At 39.4% G+C, this 22,193-nt stretch carries 9 protein-coding genes; all 9 read left to right on the top strand.

Translation table 11 applies throughout. The annotated features are described in order from the left end of the window. Positions 1-31 precede the first annotated feature (31 nt). The 9 genes from fabD (at position 32) to QRX25_RS01285 (ending at position 22,188) form a co-directional block, all read left to right on the top strand. Positions 32-1,285: an ACP S-malonyltransferase gene (gene fabD, locus QRX25_RS01245; RefSeq protein WP_065980598.1), complete on the top strand. Its 1,254-nt coding sequence runs from the start codon at positions 32-34 to the stop codon at positions 1,283-1,285. A 43-nt stretch (positions 1,286-1,328) separates the two neighbouring features. After that, a complete protein-coding gene (locus tag QRX25_RS01250) occupies positions 1,329-6,101 on the top strand; it encodes a type I polyketide synthase (protein ID WP_212100143.1) in 4,773 nt (1,590 codons plus the stop codon). 185 nt (positions 6,102-6,286) lie between these two features. Beyond that, entirely contained in the window at positions 6,287-11,077 is a 4,791-nt protein-coding gene (locus tag QRX25_RS01255) for a type I polyketide synthase (protein WP_065980600.1), read from the top strand. 21 nt (positions 11,078-11,098) lie between these two features. Next, entirely contained in the window at positions 11,099-12,622 is a 1,524-nt protein-coding gene (locus tag QRX25_RS01260; RefSeq protein ID WP_212100145.1) for a phytoene desaturase family protein, read from the top strand. Between the two features lie 97 nt (positions 12,623-12,719). Beyond that, positions 12,720-19,340 (top strand): type I polyketide synthase, encoded by a 6,621-nt coding sequence (locus QRX25_RS01265; protein ID WP_212100147.1) that lies wholly within the window; start codon positions 12,720-12,722, stop codon positions 19,338-19,340. 20 nt (positions 19,341-19,360) lie between these two features. Then, positions 19,361-20,404, top strand: coding sequence for a methyltransferase (locus tag QRX25_RS01270; protein WP_065980603.1), 1,044 nt, complete (start codon positions 19,361-19,363; stop codon positions 20,402-20,404). A 156-nt stretch (positions 20,405-20,560) separates the two neighbouring features. Then, complete coding sequence (locus QRX25_RS01275; RefSeq protein ID WP_115998285.1) at positions 20,561-21,037, top strand: DUF4879 domain-containing protein; 477 nt, start codon at positions 20,561-20,563, stop codon at positions 21,035-21,037. 93 nt (positions 21,038-21,130) lie between these two features. Further along, the gene (locus tag QRX25_RS01280; RefSeq protein WP_007408989.1) at positions 21,131-21,379 is read left to right on the top strand and encodes a sigma-G-dependent sporulation-specific acid-soluble spore protein CsgA; all 249 of its coding nucleotides are present in this window, start codon (positions 21,131-21,133) and stop codon (positions 21,377-21,379) included. A 110-nt stretch (positions 21,380-21,489) separates the two neighbouring features. Next, on the top strand, positions 21,490-22,188 hold the full coding sequence (locus QRX25_RS01285; RefSeq protein WP_212100151.1) for a YqeB family protein: 699 nt from the start codon (positions 21,490-21,492) through the stop codon (positions 22,186-22,188). The last annotated feature ends 5 nt before the right edge of the window (positions 22,189-22,193 follow it).

Here is a 22,193-nt window from a genome sequence, read left to right on the forward strand (position 1 = left end):
CAGGCATTATAGAGACTTTGGAGGTATTTAAATGTCGAAAATAGGTTTTTTATTTTCAGGACAAGGATCTCAATACGCAGGAATGGGCAAACGTTTATGTGACAATTTTATTATCGCTAAAAAAACGTATGACGAAGCCAGTGATGCATTGGGATTTGACCTGAAGAAATTATGTATAGATGGAAGTGCCGCTGAGCTATCTCAAACAGAAAATACTCAGCCGGCCATCCTGGCAACAAGTATTGCACAATTCAGAATCTACATGGAAGAGGTCGGAAAAGAACCTGAATATATCGCCGGCCATAGTTTAGGAGAATATTCTGCCTTGGTTTGCAGTGACGTTTTGGATTTCCAGGACGCTGTAAAGCTGGTGAGAGCCAGAGGATTATTAATGAAAGAAGCTGCCGCACAAGGGACCGGAGCAATGGCTGTTATCAGGAACCTGGATGAAAGAATAGCAGAAGAAGAGTGCGAATCTCTCTCTTCAAGAGGAAAAACGATTGCTGTTTCTAACTACAATGGATATAAAGATGTTGTGGTATCCGGAGAAGCGGCAGCAGTTGAAGAGCTTAGTGAAACTCTTAAAGCCAGAGGAGCAGACATTTTTAAATTAAATGTAAGTGCTGCTTTTCATTCTCCGATCATGGGCTTTGCTGCGGAAAAATTCAGCCATGAGTTAAAAAAGTATGATCTCAGAACTCCAAAATACAAAGTTTTATCTAATGTGACGGCTCTTCCATATTCGGATAAACAGCAAATGGCTGACATACTGGGAACTCAAATCGTAAAACCGGTAAATTGGATGGGAATCATGAAGTATTTAGAAGCAAACCATACTGATACTGTGATTGAATTTGGGCCGAAATCTGTATTAAGGAATCTTGTAAGAAACAATATCGCTGACATCAAATCGTACAGCTACGACAAAGAAGAGGACGTGAAGATTATAAAAGAGACTCTTTTGAACGAATCTGTTTCACTGCAAGCCGGTTTTTCTATTATCTCGAGAAGTTTAGGGATTGCGGTTGCTACTAAAAATTACAACTGGAACAATGAGGAATACGCCAAAGGTGTAATCGAACCATATGAAAAAGTAGCTGCCATACAGGCTGAACTTGAAACATCAGGTCATCAGCCGTCAAGAGAACAAATGCATATGGCAGTAGAAATGCTGAAGTCAGTGTTTCGGACAAAAAAAACCCCTATAGATGAACAGAAAAAAAGATTTAATCAATTATTTTCTGAAACAAACACAAAAAAACACTTTGAAGACTTTGAAGTTTGACAGGTATGATTACCTATCTAGTGATTCTCAGCGAGGTAAAAAAATGAAAACAGACTTTATAAGTTTAAGTAATTTAAAAGCGGCCGCTTTTACAAATCAAACTCCGAATGTAAAGAAACAAAAAAACGAGGAAGGGGCCAAAGACATTTCCGGAGATGACATTGCCATTGTCGGTTTATCATGCAGAATCGGCGAAGCCAATCACGTAAATGAATATTGGGATTTACTTTTACGAGGAAAAGAGTTCATCAGAGACATTCCGCTGAACAGAAAAAAAGATGCTGACCAGTCTTTAAAAAACAGCGGAACTAAGTACAGTAAAGATGCAGCCTATACAAAAATAGCCTATATGGATGAGATTGATAAATTTGATTGTGACTTTTTCAGTATCCTTCCAAATGAAGCAAAGTTGATTGATCCCAGACAAAGATTATTTATTGAAACGGCCTGGAACGCATTGGAAGACGGGGGTTACGGCGGCGGAAAATTATGTGGGACAAATACGGGAGTATACATTGGACTCAGCAGTGACGGCTCAAATGAATACTTCAGATTGCTTGAAAAAGGAGATCAATCGTTACTCGGACTGGCTACCGCGGGTAACATTAAATCAGTTATCGCAAGCAGACTGTCATATATCTTGGATTTTAAAGGGCCAGCAATGGTAATCGATACTGCATGCTCTTCATCGCTTGTCGCCCTCCATACGGCTTGTCAGGCAATAAGAAATAAGGATTGCGATATGGCATTAGCCGGCGGAGTGAATATAAAAGTATTCCCAAAGACAATAGAGGAGAGCAGGTTAAATATCGGGAATTCTTCATCTGATTTTGCTGTAAGGACTTTCGATGATTCTGCTGACGGCACGAATAGCGGCGAAGGAGTCGCTGCCGTATTGCTGAAGCCGCTGGCCCAAGCAATTCGTGATCATGACCAGATCTATGCAGTCATTAAGGGGAGCGCTGTTAACCAGGACGGCAGCTCAGTAGGAATTACCGCTCCTAACGCAGCAGCTCAAGAACAAGTAATAGTAGATGCGTGGAAAAATGCAAAAATAGATCCTAAAACAATTACATATATTGAAGCTCATGGGACAGGGACCAAATTAGGGGATCCGATTGAAATAAATGCGTTGCAACGGGCTTTCAGAAAATATACAGACCGAAAACAGTTCTGCGCCGTATCTTCAGTCAAAACAAACATCGGGCATCTTGATAGTTTGGCGGGAATAGCGGGCTTAATTAAAGCGGTAATGGCATTAAAGCATAAAAAAATTCCGCCAAGTTTACATTTTAAAGTGCCGAACCGAAATATCAATTTTCATGAATCGCCTGTTTACGTCAATGACTCCGTTTCAGCATGGGAGAGCAGCGGAGTGTACAGGTGCGGCATCAGCAGTTTTGGGCTGAGCGGTACAAACTGTCATGTCATTTTAGAAGAGGCACCCGCAGTTGAAAAAGTCGAACAATCCGTTTTATCTGAACATATTTTTACTGTATCAGCTAGGACTAAAACATCTCTCGCGCACTTGCTTACAGATCATATTAATTATTTAAAGAGAGAAACAGATGTGAATCTGGGAGATATATGTTATACAGCAAACACTGGAAGATTGCCGAACAAATACAGAATCGCTATGGTAATAAGTTCTGTCGCGGAACTGCTGGAAAAGCTGGAGTTTTTCTCATGCTCTGAATGGAAAACGTATCGGGAGAAAAATATATACTTTCAATCGATAACAAATCAAACAAAGTTTATAGGAAAAACGCATACAGACAGTGTGCAGAATACTCAAACAATAAAAAATGTGATTCAAAGAGTCAGACAAGACGTCTCTAATATTTCAACCTCTGACTTACATATTTTATGTGAAATGTATTGTGATGGGGCGAATATTAACTTTGAAGATCTTTATAGCGAGATGAATTTTCTAAAGGTCAGCTTGCCGACATACAAATTCAGCGGAAAAAGATTATGGGCTGAGCTGGCTGCAGACGGCCCTTCAGCCGATGAGAAAAAACAATCTTTATTAAGCAATCTTGCAGTGCAGTCACTGAATCTGGAAGTGTATATATCCCATTTGAATGTCACTGATTATTGGTTTTTAAATGAACATAAAGTGAATGATTCTTACGTTATCCCTGGAACGGTTTATATAGAAACAGCTAGAGAAGCGGGAAGAAAATACTTCGGCGAACCTTTCGGCATTCTGTTAAAAGACGTTACGTTTTCAAATCAGTTAAAGGTAAAAGCAAATGAAGTTAAAGAAGTTCATACGATCATAAAGAAAAAGGACAGCGTTTTAGAGTTTAGTGTGATAAGTAAGTCCGGCGATAAATGGATAAAACACGCGGAAGCGGTCATTGCGAAAGAAGAACCGGTACGGGAAACATATGACATTGAGGATTTAAAGAAAAGCTTCAATTCTGTTTATGTCATTCAACGTAATAATCATCCATTGACAGAAATAAACACCGATGAATACAAGTCGGTTTATCATATAGAAGATACCAATAGACCGGAAAGCATCGTTCAAGTCGGAGGCAGATGGAAATGCACCAACGCAATCTACAGAGACGACGACAGGCTTCTATGTGAATTGGAATTGCCGAAAGAATATGAGAGTGATTTCGTTCAGTTTTCGCTTCATCCTGCGATGATGGATTGTGCCGTTAATGCCGGGACATTCACGATAGATAACGAAACCTATCTCCCTTATTTTTATAAAGAATTTAAGATTTATGGCTCAGCTTCTAAAAAGTTTTACAGTTATATCAAGAAAAAGAGCCGAAGCAACGGAGAAACAGGAACGTTTCGCATCGTCCTGCTGAATGAGACTGGAGAAGTATTCGGTGAAATAAACAATTACATCGTAAAAAGGGTGCATAAAGCAGCTGAAAAGACTAAAAGAAACAATATATATCATAAGCTATCTTGGATAAGAGAAAGCGATCAATCACACGAGATGCGAGAAATTCATCATCCTATTTTATTATTTAAGAATAATGGCTGCAGTTTATCCGAGGAAATCATTCGAAGCTTAGAACTGGAAGGGAAAACTGTGATTGTCGCGGAACAGGGTGACTATTTCTCTAAAATCGGAAGCCATCATTATACAGTCAGTGATTCTCAAGAAGATTATGACTGTCTTGTAAAAGCTCTTCAAAGTGAAAAGGTTTCTCAGATTGTCCATTTGATGTCTATCAGCAATGAGAAAGACAAAAACATATATCAGCTTCAGAAAAAAATATCCTCAGGGGTAGACAGTTTATTTTATTTAACAAAATCACTTGTAGAAAATACAAAAAATAACATAGAACTGATGCTGTTTGCAGACCTTGCACATCAAGTAAGCGGTGAAGAACCAGACATTAACCCGCATAACGCGGCATTTTTCGGTTTTGGAAAAGTAATTGAAAAGGAATATTCGCGTGTAAGTGTCAGATGCATAGATTTGGATCAAAATCTTATGGCGGAAAACATCATGTTTGAAATCAACTCAAAAAAACAGTCAGAGCTTGTCGCTTACAGAGACCGGCATAAATACGTTCAAGAGCTCCAGACTGAAGACTTATCCGTAATTCGGGAAGGGAAAATAAGCATCAGAAAGAACGGTGTATATGTTATTACCGGCGGTATGGGCGGACTGGGATTAGAAATGGCCAAGTATTTATCATCAAAAGAAAATGTCCAATTAATCCTCATTGGACGCTCTGAGAAGCAGATCAACATGGAGAAGGAAAACAAAAAGAAAATCGATGCTCTAAAAGAAATAAAAGAAAGCGGTTCTAAAGTAGATTACTATAAGGCCGATGTCGCAAATGAAAGTGAAATGATTAATGTATTCGAGGAAATAAAGAGTAAATACAATACAATCCACGGTGTCATACATAGTGCTGGTGTTTCTGGAGATGGGTTTATTTTCAGAAAGGAAAAAAAAGTGTTTGATAACGTGCTCAGACCGAAAGTTAATGGAACATGGATATTAAACGAGCTGACAAAGCATGAGCATCTGGATTTCTTCATAATGTTTTCTTCTATCACAGCACTTGCGGGGAGTATGGGGCAGGCTGATTATACTGCGGCTAATGCCTACCTGGATTCCTTTGCAGAACGCAGACAGCGAAGAAGACCGGATGAAAAAACAGTTACGATTAATTGGTGCGGCTGGTCTGATGTGGGAATGCTTGCCGAATATATTAAAGAGCGTCAAAAGGCTGGAAACGAACATAAAGATGAAAACGGCTTTAAGACGATTACCTCAGCTGAAGCGATACGTGCCTTCGATGAAGTCATGCAAAAGGACATCCAGAATGTGATAATCGGGGAAATTGATCATCGGGTACTGGAATTAAATCAAGATCAAATTCATTTCCGATTATCTCCGGATATTTTGACTTTTAAGGAGCAGGCGATTGTAAAAAAATCTGTTGAGTCGAAAACCGATCAGAATTTTAGCTTCAGCGATATAGAAAATAAACTAATGAAAGCTTGGATAAAAGTTTTAGGCTTAGAACAAATCAGTATAACTGATAAATTTTATGATTTGGGCGGAGATTCAATATCTGCGATATATCTGGTAAAAGAGATAGAGAAAGAATGGCCTTCTCTCATTGATGTTTCTGATATTTTTACGTATCCCTCCATTAAGGAGATGTCAACCTACCTTGAATCCCACTTCAGTGATCAGAAGTCTTCTGACCGAATCCCTGAAGAAGACAATGAAGATGACCTGGATGCAATTTTGAATAAGCTGGCATCCGGAGAGATGGAAGTCAGCGAAGCAAATCAAATATTTCATTCAGACCGAAAATAACTGAATTGAGCCTGTAAGAATATATTCGCAAAATGGAATATTGGCAGGCTGCGAATTGAATGAAGAAAAAGCAGCCTGCCTATCACATTATTGCGGAAACTAAATTCCATTTTAAGGTAAATATGTAGATCTTATTACCCTTCCTATCAAAAATTTTCTTAGAAAGAAAGCGGGAGTGATCCGTAATGAATAGCGTTCAATCTTATATATTTGAACAAGTGAAACAGCATAAGCTAAGCCAGAAAGAAGCAAAGCGAATGCTAAAAGAATTAAAGGCTGCAAGCAGCAATGAAGATATTGCTATCATTGGAATTTCCTGCAGACTGCCGAAAGCAAACAATACAGATGAATACTGGCAGAATCTGATGAATGGAGAAGACTGCAAAGCGGAATATCCAAAAGATATGATCAATTACATTAAACCGATCGTAAACAATAAAGGGTTTACTGATTTTCTCGGTTCAGGATATCTGACGGAAGAACAAGCAGATAACTGGAAACCTGGCGGATATTTAGAAGACGTAGACAAGTTCGATCCTGAATTTTTTAATATTTCTCCTAAAGAAGCAAAGGCCATTGACCCGTCTCACAGAGTATTGCTGGAGACGGTATGGACTGCGATTGAAGATGCAGGGTATGCAGGGGACAAAATTTATGGAAGCAACACATCGCTCTTTGTTGGAAAAGACCATGTCAATAATACGTTGTACCGCTACATTACAGAATCAGAATCGACAAGTATGACGGGCAACTGGCCGGGTTTGATGGCGGGGCGGATTAATTATTTATTAAATTTAAAAGGAAGTTCTATGGTCTTGGATTCTGCTTGCAGCTCGGGGCTGCTTGGTGTGCATCTTGCCTGTAATGCTTTGAAAAATAAAGAATGCGATATGTCTATTGTCAGCGGAATTTCATTAGGATTCTTTCCGCGCTTCAAAACGTCCAAAAAATCGATGATGGAATCAGTAAGTGATAAAGTACACTCATTTGATAAAGACGCAGACGGGACATTTTTCAGTGACGGAGTAGCGGCAGTCATCTTAAAACCTTTAAGTAAAGCCAAGCAGGACGGAGATCATATTTATGCTGTTATCAAAGGGAGTGCAGTTAATAATGACGGGGCCTCAAACGGATTGACAGCTCCAAATGCCATCGCCCAGGAAGAAGTACTGGTTCAGGCATGGGAAAATGCTCAAATTGATCCCGAAACCATTCAATATATCGAAGCGCACGGTACAGGCACAAAGCTTGGAGATCCAATTGAAATAAAGGGGATTTCCAATGCGTTTTCAAAATATACGGACAAGCTGCAGTTTTGCGGGATCGGATCTGTTAAATCTAATATTGGCCATACCGTTGCCGTTTCGGGTTTGGCGTCACTTATCAAGATCGTTCTGTCTATGAAGCATCAAGTCATCCCTCCGAGTATTAATTTTAAAGAACCGAATTCATTGATTAACTTTGTGAAGTCACCTGTATTTGTTACAGACAAAGCCCAAGAATGGCCTAAAAATAACTCACCGAGGAGAGCGGGAATCAGTTCTTTCGGCTTTGTGGGGACCAATTCACATGTAGTGATTGAAGATGCTGGAGATGAGGTTGAAGAGGTCATTCCTGCAAATGAAACATTTGAGATATTTACTTTATCAGCTAAAACAGAGAATTCTTTAATGAAACTCATCAAGGAATATAATGAATTCTTTAAAAAAGGAACTCAAAAAAACGTAAAACACATTTGCTATACGGCAAACACAGGGCGGGGCCATTACGGCTACCGATTGGCTCTGATTGTAAAAAGTTACGAAGAATTAAAGAGAAAAATCGGCAGGCTTGCAGGACAAAACCTGAATGAAATATCAGAAAAAGGCGTATATTTTTCTTTCCATAAAGTTGGTTCTGATAGAAAACAGATTATGGATGAAGGAGAAATTTCCTTATCTGAACATCGCAAAATGAATGCTCAATCTGACAATTTGATACATGACATTCTTACTGAAGGGGATGAATATTTACTGCTCAACCTTACGGAAATTTGCAACCTGTATGTCAGAGGAGCAAAAGTAGAATGGACAAAAATGTACAAGGATGAGCACAGAAAGATTGTCAGTCTTCCGACATACCAATTTGAAAGAACATTATGCTGGGGAGAAGTAAAGGACAGAAGAGGTGAAGCGCCGCATCAGAAAAATATCAGTCACCCGCTGATTGACCAGTGTTTGGCTGATTCAATGAATGAGACGATCTATTCAACGACATTTAATGTGAATAAGGATTGGGTTTTAAGTGACCATAAAATCATGGGGGCTTGTGTTATTCCGGGAACGACTTATATCGAAATGGGAAGAAGAGCAAGTGCCGCTTACTATAAAAGCAATCAATTAGAATTACGAGATATTATCTTCTTCACTCCGTTAACGGTAAATGAGGATGAGAATAAGATTGTACACACAATCATTAAGAAAAAGAAAGAATGTATTCAATTTATAATAGCCAGTCAGGAAGGAGAAACCTGGATTACACATGCAGAAGGAAAAGCGTTTCTATTAACAGACTCTGTATCAATGTTTGATTTAGACTCTGTTAGAAATGACAGTAACAGAGAGAAGATAAAAGTCAATTATGAAAATAAAAATGGTTTAATCAGCAAAGTCTTTACTTTCGGACCGAGGTGGCTGAACTTCAAAGAAGTCATACTGGGCCCTGATGAACAATTGGCCGAATTAAAATTGGCTGATGAATTTACAGCAGATTTAAAAGACGTCTTTTTACATCCCGCTTTGCTAGATAATGCAGTGAACGTGTTTATTGGAGAAGATGATGACGATAGTACATTCCTTCCTTTTTCATATAAAAGTGTGAAGATTTACTCAAGAATGCCGCAGCATTTTTATGCATTTGTCAAAAAGAACGCAAGCAGCAAAGAGACAAAGCTGTGTGATATTCAGTTAATAGATACAGAAGGAAATGTTTTTGCAGAAATCACCGATTATGTATTAAAAAAAGTAAATCGGATTAATGCCCTTTTTGAAGAAAGTTCTGAATCACTTTATCAATTAAAATGGATGGCGCAAGAAGCTTTTGAAGAAGAAAAAACAGAGGTAACAGGTCCTGTACTGTTATTTAAAGACAACATGGAAATTTATAAATCTATACTGGAACAGTTGAAAATTCATGACGATGATGTTATTGAAGTGGAGTTTGGGGATGAATTTCAGAAGATAAATGGGCGGAAATTCCTAATTAGCGGATCAGAAGAAGACTATGTTCAATTATTGCATAGCATAAACGATCAAAATATCAGCAGCATTATACATATGTCTTCTATCAGCCGCCAAAGAGCGGAATCATTAACAGATTTAGAAGACATGCAGAATAAAGGCGTATACAGCCTGTTCCGCTTAGTCCGGGGATTAAGTAAGAATAAGATGAAAAGCAATATTAATTTGCATCTTATTTCTGATCTTGTGACAGAAGTGTCCGGAGAAGAAAATACAATCAATCCATTGGGCGCCGCGTTGTTTGGTCTGGGACGTGTTATTACGCAGGAGTTCCAAAATGTTTCATGTAAAGCAATTGATATTGATGAACATACATCACCGGAAATCATTAGTGAGGAGTTAAGAACAAAAGGAAAACATTATCAAGTCGCCTTTAGGGATGGTAAGCGGTATATCAGTCGGTTGGATACGGCTGAACCAATAAAGGATAAGAAACACGGCGGTTTGGAAATTAAAGAAAACGGTGTCTATATGATTACCGGCGGCACCGGCGGAATCGGTTTGGAGATCGCAAAGCACCTGGCTGGAAAACATAACGTCAATGCTGTATTGCTCAATCGCTCTAAACTGCCTGATCAAAGCCGATGGGACGACATCATTGCTGATGGAACAGATTTAAAGCTTTGCAGAAAACTGAAGTCAATCAGAGCTATCGAGTCAATGGGTTCTAAAGTTGATTGCTACAGCTGTGAAGTTTCTGACTTAAGCAGCATGGAGCCGGTAATTGAAGAAATAAAACAGAAATACGGTGCAATCAATGGCGTATTCCATTGTGCCGGAGTTGCCGGAGATGGTTTCCTCTTTAGAAAAGAAGCGAATGTTTTTAAAGAAGTGCTCGCTCCTAAAATTAATGGAACATGGATTATTGATCATTTAACGAGAGACTTACATATAGATTTCACGATTTTGTTCTCCTCAATTAATTCTATTTTCGGAGGTGCCGGACAGGGAGATTATACGGCTGCAAATGCTTATTTAGATTCCTTTGCTTATATGCAAAACAAACAGGGAAAAAACACGCTTTCAATTAACTGGCCGGCTTGGGATGAGGTCGGCATAGCTGTCGATTATGGAATTACTGATGAGAGTTCTATTTTCAGATTATTGACGGTAGAAAAGGCTATTTCCGTTTTAGAAGAAATAGCATCGAATAAGCTTACTAATATCATTCCAGGTACATTAAATATGAAGCTTCTCTCTTTTGCGAAGGATGAATTGTCTTTTGAATTATCTGAGCAAATCAAAAACAAATTAATAGATAAAAACAGGACAAAAAACGAAGCAGAAAAACGTCGAAGAACAGATACTGAAGATATAGTGCTGAAAGGAAAGGGAGAACTATACTCCGATACCGAAAAAAATATTGCACAAATGTACTCTATGGTTTTAGATATGCAAGAGCTTGATTTATATGAAAGCTTTAGTGCCATGGGCGGCGATTCTATTATGGCAACCCAATTGTTAAAACTAATTAATCAACAATATCCTGATATTGTTGATATATCCGATATATTTACATATTCCTCTGTAGTGGAGCTTTCAGAGTATATTGACAAGCAGCTGAATAAAGATCCACAGCAAGAAACAGAAGAGGATACTGCTGAAAATCGGCTTGAGCAAGAACTCAACAATCTATTTGACGACCTGGAGAACGGCAAAATCAATATACAAGAAGGATTGAAAATTCTAGAAAACTAGTTACGGAAAAGGGGAAAATTAATGAAGAATTCAGAAGAAAACAAGACTGCAATCATAATAGGAGGCGGTATTGCAGGAATGGCCGCGGGCTGTTACTTGCAAATGAACGGATACAGCACGAAAATCTTTGAAATGGGTTTGCTGCCGGGTGGTTTATGTACCGGCTGGAAGAGAAAAGGGTACTTTTTTGACGGTTGTATCAGCTGGCTGGTCGGTTCAGGACCTAACAATACGTTCCATAAATTTTGGAAAGAACTGAATATAATACAAAATATGGAATTTATTAATGATGAAGAATTTGCGGTTGTTAACTTTAGAAATGGTGATACATTTACGCTGTATGCTGATGTAGATAAATTAGAACAGGAGTTTTTAAGAGTTGCACCTGAAGATGCGGAAACAATTAAGCTTTTAACTGATGGCATTCGAGTTGTTTCTGATGTAGAGCTGGATTTGGATAAAGCGCCCGAACTGTTCGATTTAGCAGACTTTGAGGCCTTCAAAGCAAAGGCTGGCCCTTACATGAAAGTAATGGGGCAATGGGGAAAAGTGACGATCAAAGAATTCGCCCAGCGCTTTAAAAGCAGTTTTGTAAGAGAAAATGTAAATCGTCTGTTTTGGTTTAATGTAGATACCCCTATATCTTACTTTATGGCTACTTTAGGCTGGGCTAATAGCAAATCTTCAGGACATCCTGTAGAAGGTTCTCTGCAATTCGCAAAAATTATTGAAGCTAGATATGTTGAATTAGGCGGTGAGATTCAATATAAAGCACCTGTTTCTAAGGTTTTAGTAGAAAATGATAAAGCGATCGGAATAGAGTTGAAAAACGGACAGTGTCATTATGGAGATATCGTTATTTCAGCAGCGGATGGCTATAAAACTATTTTTGAAATGCTGGATGGAAAATATACAGATGATGAACTGACATTTTGTTATGACAACCTTAAAACAAGTGCACCGCAAATTTATGTCGGATTGGGCGTATCAAAAACGTTTGAAAAATATCCTCATTATTTGAGCCTGGAATTAGAACAGCCTCTTAATGCCTATGGCTGTGATAACGTTAAAAACATATTTGTGAAAATATATAACGAAAATCCTTCATTCGCACCTGATGGCAAAACGAGTATTATCGTGTATGCGAAAACTTCTGCTGAATACTGGGAGACTTTGCAAAAAAACAACCGCGAAAAATATGAAGAAGAGAAAAAAGCAATTGCGAATGTAATGATTGATGAATTAGACAAATGGTTTGGTGAAATTAAATCAAATATTGACGTGACTGATGTATCCACCCCATATACGATCAGAAGATACACAAATAATAGAAATGGAAGCTGGCAGGGCTGGGAAAAACAGATGGAAGGCATCATGCACGAGAAAAAACTGAAACGTTCACTTCCCGGACTTAAAGACTTTTATATGGTTGGGCATTGGAGTCAAGTGGGAGGAGGTCTTCCGAGTGTTGTCTTACAGGCCAGAAACCTGGTGCAGGTGTTATGTAAAGAAGATGGAAAGGTTTTTGAGACAAAAATTAACTAATTCAATAAGCTGCTTCTTCAATTGAAGCAGCTATTCTATATATCCATGATGCTTCTCATATTTTATATAGCATCAAAATCGATAGGGGTGATTAATCGTGGATGATATTTCGATTATAAAACAATATGTATTGGAGCAAGTAAAAGAGCAAAAAATGGACAGGGAAATGGCTTTGCGCATTTTAAAAGGATTATCAGATAAGTCCAAGAAAAATCAATGTGATATTGCCATTATCGGCATATCCTGCCGTTTCTCAAAAGCCAATAATGCAAAAGAATACTGGCAAAACATTATGAACCGTGCCTCATGCATCCGGGACTTACCGAAGAAGCGGCGGAAAGATATTGATCCATTGCTGCCCAGTGCGAATGAGAATTCTTATTTTAAAGCGGGTTTCTTAGATGAAATTGATAAGTTTGATTCATCATTTTTCAGAATTTCGCCAAGAGAAGCCCTGCTTATGGACCCGAAACAAAGATTGTTTTTGGAGACAGTTTATCACGCTATTGAGGACTCCGGTTATGCTGGGAACAAGTTGCAAGGTTCGAATACAGGTATTTTCGTTGGACATGATCATAGCGGAGACTTGAAGTTTTCCTATGCTTCCCTAGTAAATGATGCGGATATGATTGCAATGACAGGTACATATCCGGGCATATTAGCAAGCAGAACCTCCTACATTTTTAATCTGAAAGGGCCGAGCTTGGTTGTTGATACAGCCTGCTCTTCCGGGCTTGTTTCGGTTCATCTTGCTTGTGAGGCACTTAAAAATGAAGAATGCAGCATGGCTATTGCAGGAGGCGTTAATTTATTTCTGAGACCTGAAAATATAGGTACGATGAGTGAAATAGAAGCGGAAAACGCTAAAATCAGCATTTTTGATAAAAATGCAAAGGGGACAGCATGGGGAGAGGGGATTTCCGCTATTGTATTAAAACCTTTACATAAGGCTGTAGAAGACAGAGATCACATATATGCTGTCATTAAAGGGAGCGCTACGAATAATGACGGGGCTTCTAACGGAATCACCGCTCCTAATGCTGAATCACAAGAGAAATTGATTACGCGTGCCTGGAAGAATGCGAATATTAGTCCGGAAACTATTTCTTATATTGAAACGCATGGAACAGGCACGATTTTGGGAGACCCGATTGAGATCAAAGGGATAACGAATGCGTTTAAGAAATATACCGATAAAAAGCAGTTTTGCGGTATAGGTTCAGTCAAACCCAATATCGGCCATACAGTCGGGGCATCAGGCATGGCGTCTCTCATTAAAGCATGCATGGCTTTAAAAGAGAAGGTCATCCCCCCAAGTATCAACTTTAATGAACCGAATCCTTTAATTAATTTTTCGAATTCACCTGTTTATGTGAATGACATGATAAGAAATTGGGAAAAAGGGGAGACGCCAAGAAGAGCCGGTGTAAGTTCGTTTGGCTTCAGCGGAACCAACTGTCATATTGTATTGGAAGAAGCACCTGGAATAATAGGTGAGACTGAACAGAGACAGGTAAAAGAGGTATTCACTCTGTCTGCAAAAAATAAGTCCGTCCTGAATGATATAGCATCAAAGTATCTTCATTTTATCTCGGAAGAAAACAATTTGAATCTCTCTGATCTTTGTTATACAGCGAATACGGGAAGAAAACATCTGGAGAATAGAGTGTGTTTTCTCGTAAAAGACATCGAAGATCTGAAGGAAAAACTTGAAAGTCTCCTCGAAGCGCCGGTTCAGCAAGAAGAAGCTGCATTTTCTTTTAAGACCGATAGAGATCTAAGTACCGCTGCTGGAAAAAAACTTAAGGCTTATAATGCAGGCGGGAGAACAGATGAGAGGCTCCTGGTTGATATAAGCAAACTCTATGAACAAGGTGCAGAGATCGATTGGGAAATGATATATGAAGGAGAAAAAAGAAGAAAAATCAGCTTGCCTGGTTACTCATTTTTGCGGGAGAGGCACTGGGTGGAAATTCCAGAAAACTTACCGATACGCAATGAACTAGATAACCCTTCAGTCAATAAGCCTCAAATAATAAGACTGAGTGGCAGGGAAGACGGCTGTTATTCAGAAACAGAGCTAATGGCAGGACAAATTTGGGGAAACGCCCTTGGAATCAATCCGATCCATGTTACCTCTGATTTTTATGAAATGGGCGGAGACTCAATCATAGCAATAGAAATCATCAATTTTATCAATAAACAGCAAGGAACGGATCTTTCAGTTTCAGACCTGCTAAAGCATTCGAATATAAAACTTTTCTCAGCTTATTTGGATGAACATTTTCTGAGAAAGACAAATGACGTAAATGTGATTCCTAAAGCAGGCGATTTTGACTGGTATGAGGCATCATCTGCACAGAAAAGAATTTTTATTATAGATCAATTAAATAAAAACAGCACTTCTTATAATATTCCGTTCTTCTTGATGATTGAAGGAGAGTTGGACGATAAACGCTTAGAAGATGCGTTTAAAAAATTAATAAGCAGGCATGAGGTTTTAAGAACGTCCGTAGGCTTGAGGGACGGTCAGCTTGTGCAAAACATAGAAAAAGACGTTCGATTTGAAATGGATAGAATCAAGACCTCTGAAGCAGAATTAGAGCGCCTTATGGCTGATTTTGTCCGCCCGTTTGATGTAGAGAAGGCTCCTTTACTGCGTGCAGGATTAGCCGAGATTAGTCATCATAAACATCTTTTAATGATAGATTTACAGCATATTATAGCGGACGGCGCGTCTATTCCGATTCTCCAAAGAGAATTGATACATTTATACGAAGGCAGCGAACTGCCTCCATTGAACGTTCAATTTAAGGATTTTGCGAAATGGCAAAATGAATTATTTCATACTGAAGAAATGAAAAAACAAAAAGATTTTTGGTTAAATGAGTTTAAAGGAGAAATTCCCGCTCTCAATCTGCCTGCCGATTTTTCAAGAGAAGCCGAACGGGATGACCAAGGTGAACGAATCTATTTTTATGCAGGAAAAGAGCTGACCTCCAAGTTAAAAGAATTAAACGCAAAAGAAAAAGTCACCCTTTTCATGACTTTAATGGCTTCATTTAACGTCCTTCTCCATAAACTTACTGGTCAAGAAGATATTATTATTGGCACACCTGTGGCCGGAAGAAAGCATAAAGAATTAGAAAACATGATAGGAATGTTTGTAAATACGCTGGCACTGAGAAATAAACCATCTGCCGACAAAACATTCAAAGAACTGCTTGAAGCTGTTAGAGATAATGCGCTTCTGGCTTATGAAAATCAAGATTATCCTTTTGAAGAGCTTGTAGACGATTTGAACCTTGAGAGGGATATAAACCAGAATGCTCTCTTCAACGTTATGTTTGTCCTTCAGCTGATGGATAATCCGGCAATTGAAGTAAATGGGTTGAAATATAAGCCGTATCCTTACGAAAACAAAACAGCCAAATTTGATCTTTTGCTTCAAGCATTTCCTTCAAAAGAGGATATCAAGTTTGAGTTCACATATTCATCTAACTTGTTTAAACGCACAACCATAGAAAAATTCTCACAGCGCTTCTTAATGATTCTCAATCATATTGTTGAAAGTCAAAATGGACTAATCGGAGAGATTAACATTCTAGATGAAAATGAACGACGCGAAATGTTGAAATACAGTGGAACATCACTTAGAAGCGGCGGCAGAGATTCATCTGTCTGTGAGCTTTTTGAAAAGCAGGCGGAAGCAACGCCGAATCAAATAGCTGTGTCTGCACAGGACGGAACCTTAACTTATAGTGAGCTGAACAAAAATGCAAACCGGCTTGCAAGAGCACTCATTCAAAAAGGTGTCAAAAAGAATGAGGCAGTGGGTATAGCTGCAGACCGCACCACTGATTTTATCATCGGAATAGTGGGGATTTTAAAAGCGGGAGCAGCTTATCTGCCAATTGATCCATCATATCCGCAAGAAAGAGTTGAGTATATGCTCAAAGACAGCGGGGCCCGCTTTTTACTGACGGATCGTAACAATTATTGTCCAGAGTACGAAATAGAAAGTGTTTGTCTGGATGAATTGGAAACAGTTCCAGACGACGGGGGGAATGTAAAGGGAGGAGCGGAACGGCACAGCCTTGCCTATATCATCTACACTTCCGGATCAACGGGACACCCAAAAGGTGTGATGATCGAACATAAAAGTATAGCGAATTTAACAGAAGCCCTTCATGAACATATCTACTGCAAACATGATGGACAGCAGAATATAGCGTTGTTGGCACCTTTTTCCTTTGACGCTTCTGTCAAACAGATTTTTTCTGCACTGCTTTTGGGACACTCTCTTTACATCATCACTGAAGAAGCCAGGCATGATATCACGAAACTTGCTGAGTTCTATATCCAAAATAAAATAAATATTTCTGATGGAACACCAGCCTATCTCAGCCTGCTCTCTGAGTCTCCACAGTGTGGCCGTATAGGTGTAAAACATTTTATTATAGGCGGCGACGTCCTTAAACCTGAAGAGGTAAAGCGTTTTTATAAAGTATTTAAGAAGAATGACCGTCCTTATATAACAAATGTATATGGACCGACGGAATGCTGTGTTGATGCTGCAGCTTATACGATAAATCCGGAGAATATCTCCAATATAAAGAGAATCCCTATCGGCGCACCGATAAAAAATTGTACTATCTATATACTAGATAAACAGCAGAAGCCTGTGCCGACGGGAGTTATCGGAGAGTTATACATCGGGGGGGAAGGAGTTGGACGGGGCTATTGCAATCGTGAAGAATTAACCGAGGCTAAGTTTATCCCGGATCTTGTTCATTCAGGTGAGAAAATGTATAAAACCGGAGATTTAGGCAAGTGGACTGAGGACGGTAATATAGAATTTGCCGGAAGAATCGATCGTCAAGTAAAAATCAGAGGATTTAGAATTGAACTTGATGAGATTACAAACAGACTGCTGTCTCACAGCAGTGTTCAAGACGCGGTTGCGGTTGTTCACAATGATCAGATATACGCTTATACAGTATGTAAAGATACGCAGCTGCCTTCTGAGCTAAAAGAATACTTAATGGAATATCTGCCTGAATATATGATCCCGACAGTCATTATTGGCATAGATAAGATTCCGTTGACGAACAATGGGAAGACTGATGTAAAACGTTTGCCACTTCCGGCTGAAAATGCTGCCGAGCTGCATCACTTTATTGCTCCGAGAAACGAGATTGAACGGATTGTCGGCGAGGTCTGGTCCGACATTCTTGAAGTTTCTAAAATCAGTATAAAAGATAACTTTTTCGTTTTAGGCGGAGATTCAATCAAAGCCATACAAGCAGCGGTCAGAATGGAAAAATTCAATCTTAAGCTGGAAGTGAAAGACATCTTTCAATACCAGACAATCGAAGGAGTTTCGAAAAAAGTCAGTTTTATAACAACGTCATCTGATAACAGTGTAATAACAGGAGAAGCCGGTCTTGTGCCAATTCAATGCTGGCTGGCTGAACGCCATAAAGATACTCTGCACCATCGGAATCTTTCTTTTATGTTATACAGGGAAGACGGGTTTGGTGAAGACATTATAAAAGACATTTTCACTCGAATTATTCAGCATCATGACAGTCTGAGAACGGTATTCAAACGTAAAGGCGATAGAATGGTACAGGTAATCAGAGGCCTGGCGGAAGGCGCCTTGTTTGACTTTCATCTAATCAATGCAATAAACATGCCGCAATCAGATTTAAAAATGAAAATAAATCAAATACAAGCCAGTATGGATCTGACTCACGGGCCGCTTGTTAAATTGGCTCTCATTAAGGAAGCAGATGGGGAACATCTGTTAATCGTCATTCACCAAATGATAATTGATCATATGTCTTGGAGAATTTTGCTTGAAGATTTTAATACGGCATATCAGCAAGTTAAAAGTAACGAAGACATTATATTACCAAATAAAACCGATTCATATTTAAAATGGTCTGATTATCTCTATAAATATGCTGAAAGTGAACGACTGTTGCTTGAGAAAGAGTATTGGTCGAAAATCGAAAATGTTTATGCTCCGCCTATTCCGGTTGATTTTCAGGGGCAAATTGCCAAAGTCAAAGATAACAGGCAAGTATACAGGCAGTTTAATGTTCGGGAAACTGAAACTATAATGAATGCGATTCAAGGACAAGATCATTTCACTATTGAGGCTGTTTTGCTCACAGCTTTAGGTTTGACAATAAAACATCAAACAGGCAGTAATACATCTCTCGTGCACTTAGGCAACCATGGCCGCACTCATCAGGGTGAGGAGCTTAATATCTACAGAACGGTAGGCAGATTTTCTGCAATCTATCCTGTGGCTTTGCGGGTCTCCGATTCAGATCATATCGGTTCGAGTTTACATAATGTTAACTCGACCTTAGCCAATATTCCTGATCAAGGGATAGGATATGGTATTTTAAGATATTTAAAACACGATATAAAAGAGAATTCAAAACCAGACATTTCATTTAATTATATGGGCGAATTTGATAATGAACTGCATACAGAAAGCTTTACGGTATCTCCGCTTTCAACCGGGAATGATATAAGTGAAGATGAAGTTTGGAATTACAAGTTTAAGTTTATTGTGTTGGTAAGAGAGAAAAAATTGAGCATTGGAATTGAATATAATCAAAATCAGTTCCATGAGAGTACTGCAGAGAATCTGCTCAAGCAGTATATGCGTTATATCAAAAAAGCAGCAGAAACCATTTAATTAATCGGAGGTAAACGAAAATGACCAATTCAGTTCAGCAAGAAAAACAAGTACCGAAAAAATATCCTCAGGCCGCAGTCATGCAAATGGTTTCAGGGCTGGGGTTTTCCCTGGCAGTTAAAACAGCGGTAGAATTAGATGTATTTTCCGCTTTTCAAAACGGACCAGCTTCAGCAGAAGCGATAGCGGAAGCCCTTGAATTGAACCCCTCTGCCTTATTCAGGCTCTTAAGAGCGCTGGAATCCGTCGGTTTGGTCGCCCAAGCTCAAGACGGCAATTATGATGTAACAGAGTATGGTGCCACTTTGATGCCTGGGAAAGCAAAATCCATTGAGCCTTTGGTAGAATATCTGCTGCATGAAACAGTAGTGCAGTCTATGTTTAAAATGGATTATAGTATCAAAACCGGTAAATCCGCTTTTGAAGCCATTTATGGCGATAAATGGTATGAGAATAATAGTCTTGATCAAGATTACTTAAAAACAATGGATAAGGCGATGGAGATTTATTCAAAAATGAGTCTGCCTTCCATATTGAAAGCTTACTCATTTGAAAAGTTTGATGTTATCGTAGACGTCGCGGGAGGAATGGGCCAGTTAATAACAGGAATTTTAGGCGCTGCTCCTAAATCAAAGGGGATATTGTTTGATCTTCCAAAAACGATACAAAGTGCAAAAAAGCATTTAGCATCTTCAGAGATGAGCGAACGCTGTCAGTTTACGGAAGGGAGTATGTTCGAGGAAATTCCTTCCGGCGGAGACTTGTATGTGATAAGCAAAGTGTTAAACGATTGGGATGATGAGCATGTGGTTGCTATTCTTGAAAATATAGCCGGTGCCATGTCTGATCATTCCAAGCTGATTATAGTTGAAAATGTGCCTGAAGCAGACAGGCTGTCCCCTGAAGAAGCTTTTCGTGATTTATTATTTTTAGTATGCTCTGCAGGCGGCAGAGTCAGAAAGAAAACCGAGTTTGAACAATTGATTGAAAAAGCCGGATTAACACTATTAAATGTAATTCAGACCCCGAGTAAATACACAATTTTGGAGTGTGGAAAGAAATAATGTGATATAAGCTATCTCCTTTAGGAGATAGCTTTTTTTGTATAAAAGTTCACCGGTTTGACCGATTGATTCTGTTTATCTATTGATTTCTCTGATAAAATAAAATTAATAATATTTAACAGTATTATAAATATAAACCAATCGGGAGGAAGAAACATGAAAAAGAGAATCGTAATGTTATTTGCCGCGGCTGCCGCTGTTTTAATGCTGGCAAGCGGATTGTGGGCTCCGTCAGCGTCTGCGGCGCCGGCTCCTGCATTAACACAAATCCGTATTATCGGAGTGACCTCTGACGGACAGAATTATCAATGGGAAAATATCGGGCCGAACCAAATCAGCGCATCAAAACCGATGAAGGGCACTACGGGTTATTTAGCGGTATACTTCCAAGGGTATCCGAACAATAATACGATTCAGGCGTTTAATAACGGGACGAATATTACAAATCTTACGTCAAAAGCGCTGGAAGATGAATATACGAAAAACGGCAATATCATTACAGGCTACATTAAATACTACAGCGTTCCTCTTTCTTATGTCAGTTCAGGAACGTATTCTTTCTCCGCAACGGGGCTGAATGGGCCGTATACACCGTTAAGCAGCGGATTTTTCTCCATTCAGGTACAGAATTAAAACAAACGCCCGGTGTGCAGATGCCGGGCTTTCATGTATAGTTTTTCTCTCTTTCCGGGAAGCTATTCTTAAAGAAAAGGGAGGGCTTACATGATGGACAGGACACTCGGGTATTTGCGCGAGTCGCTTTCAAACCACTTGGAGCATGACGTTTGCCGAGGGATTTATAAAAAGCTGCAGGTGAAGCATTATGCAAATGAAGGTGAGTTTGTGAAAGATCTTAATGATCTGGAAATGGATGCGTTAAATCAGGTGCTTGAGAAGGAAATCAAGTATGCTGAGAACGAGCAGGATGAGAAGCGTACAATGGAATTGAATGAAGTATATGAGCTGCTGTTTTAAAAAGCCTCCCGGCTGACGGAGGCTTTTTTTATTGTTTCGGAAACAGTTTACAGTATCATCCAAGTCTTTGTATAATGGATAGTTGTGACAAAAACAGACGGAGGAGAAAAATGAACGAAATAAAAAAACAGACGGTACTTGAATTGTCATCGGTTGAGAAAGCATTGGTTTTTCTGGTGCCGCCATTATTGGGGCTGGTCATCGGATGGTTTCTGCCGGTCATTGCGAAATGGGCCGTTTCATTGGATTGGCTGCCATTTCAGGGACCGCTTGGAATCATCGCTTCTTTTCACGGATGGAAGGCTGCGGCTGCGATCGCCGTTATCGGTTTATTCGGAGGAATCTGGCTGACGAGGGCTGCTTTTAAAGAAAGTCTTGTGGCGGTCGTAACGGATAGAGAGGTGTCCTTAACCATAAATAATGAAGAAAGCGTGTTTTCAAAAGACAGCATTTCCGGTGTGTTTACGGATCAAAAGCAGCTTGTTTTATTAGAGGCTGAAGGGCAGGAGCTTTTTCGGGAAAAGCTTGAGCCGGCCGTTGAAAAAGCAGCTGATGCATTTCGAGGGCACGGGTATGTCTGGCTGGGGACGGAAGATCCTTTTAAAGATGAATACAAACGGTGGGTGCCGGACATGCCGGATTTGGAGCCGGGGGCAAATGCTCTTTTAAAAGCGAGAGAAAAGGCGCTGAAACAGGATGAGAAGGCTGATGCGAAAGAACTAAAAGCGGAAATATCCAAACTGGGCATTACCGTGCGGGATCAAGGGTCACGCCAATATTGGCGGATCTATAAAACGCCGTCTGCATAAAAAAA

This window comes from Bacillus sp. L381 (assembly GCF_030284525.1).
Classification (GTDB): domain Bacteria; phylum Bacillota; class Bacilli; order Bacillales; family Bacillaceae; genus Bacillus; species Bacillus amyloliquefaciens.

Coding starts and splice junctions, on each gene's coding strand:
- QRX25_RS01255 (WP_065980600.1), top strand. CDS start 6,287: ATGAATAGCGTTCAATCTTATATATTTGAACAAGTGAAACAGCATAAG.
- QRX25_RS01260 (WP_212100145.1), top strand. CDS start 11,099: ATGAAGAATTCAGAAGAAAACAAGACTGCAATCATAATAGGAGGCGGT.
- QRX25_RS01250 (WP_212100143.1), top strand. CDS start 1,329: ATGAAAACAGACTTTATAAGTTTAAGTAATTTAAAAGCGGCCGCTTTT.
- QRX25_RS01285 (WP_212100151.1), top strand. CDS start 21,490: ATGAACGAAATAAAAAAACAGACGGTACTTGAATTGTCATCGGTTGAG.
- fabD (WP_065980598.1), top strand. CDS start 32: ATGTCGAAAATAGGTTTTTTATTTTCAGGACAAGGATCTCAATACGCA.
- QRX25_RS01280 (WP_007408989.1), top strand. CDS start 21,131: ATGGACAGGACACTCGGGTATTTGCGCGAGTCGCTTTCAAACCACTTG.
- QRX25_RS01270 (WP_065980603.1), top strand. CDS start 19,361: ATGACCAATTCAGTTCAGCAAGAAAAACAAGTACCGAAAAAATATCCT.
- QRX25_RS01275 (WP_115998285.1), top strand. CDS start 20,561: ATGAAAAAGAGAATCGTAATGTTATTTGCCGCGGCTGCCGCTGTTTTA.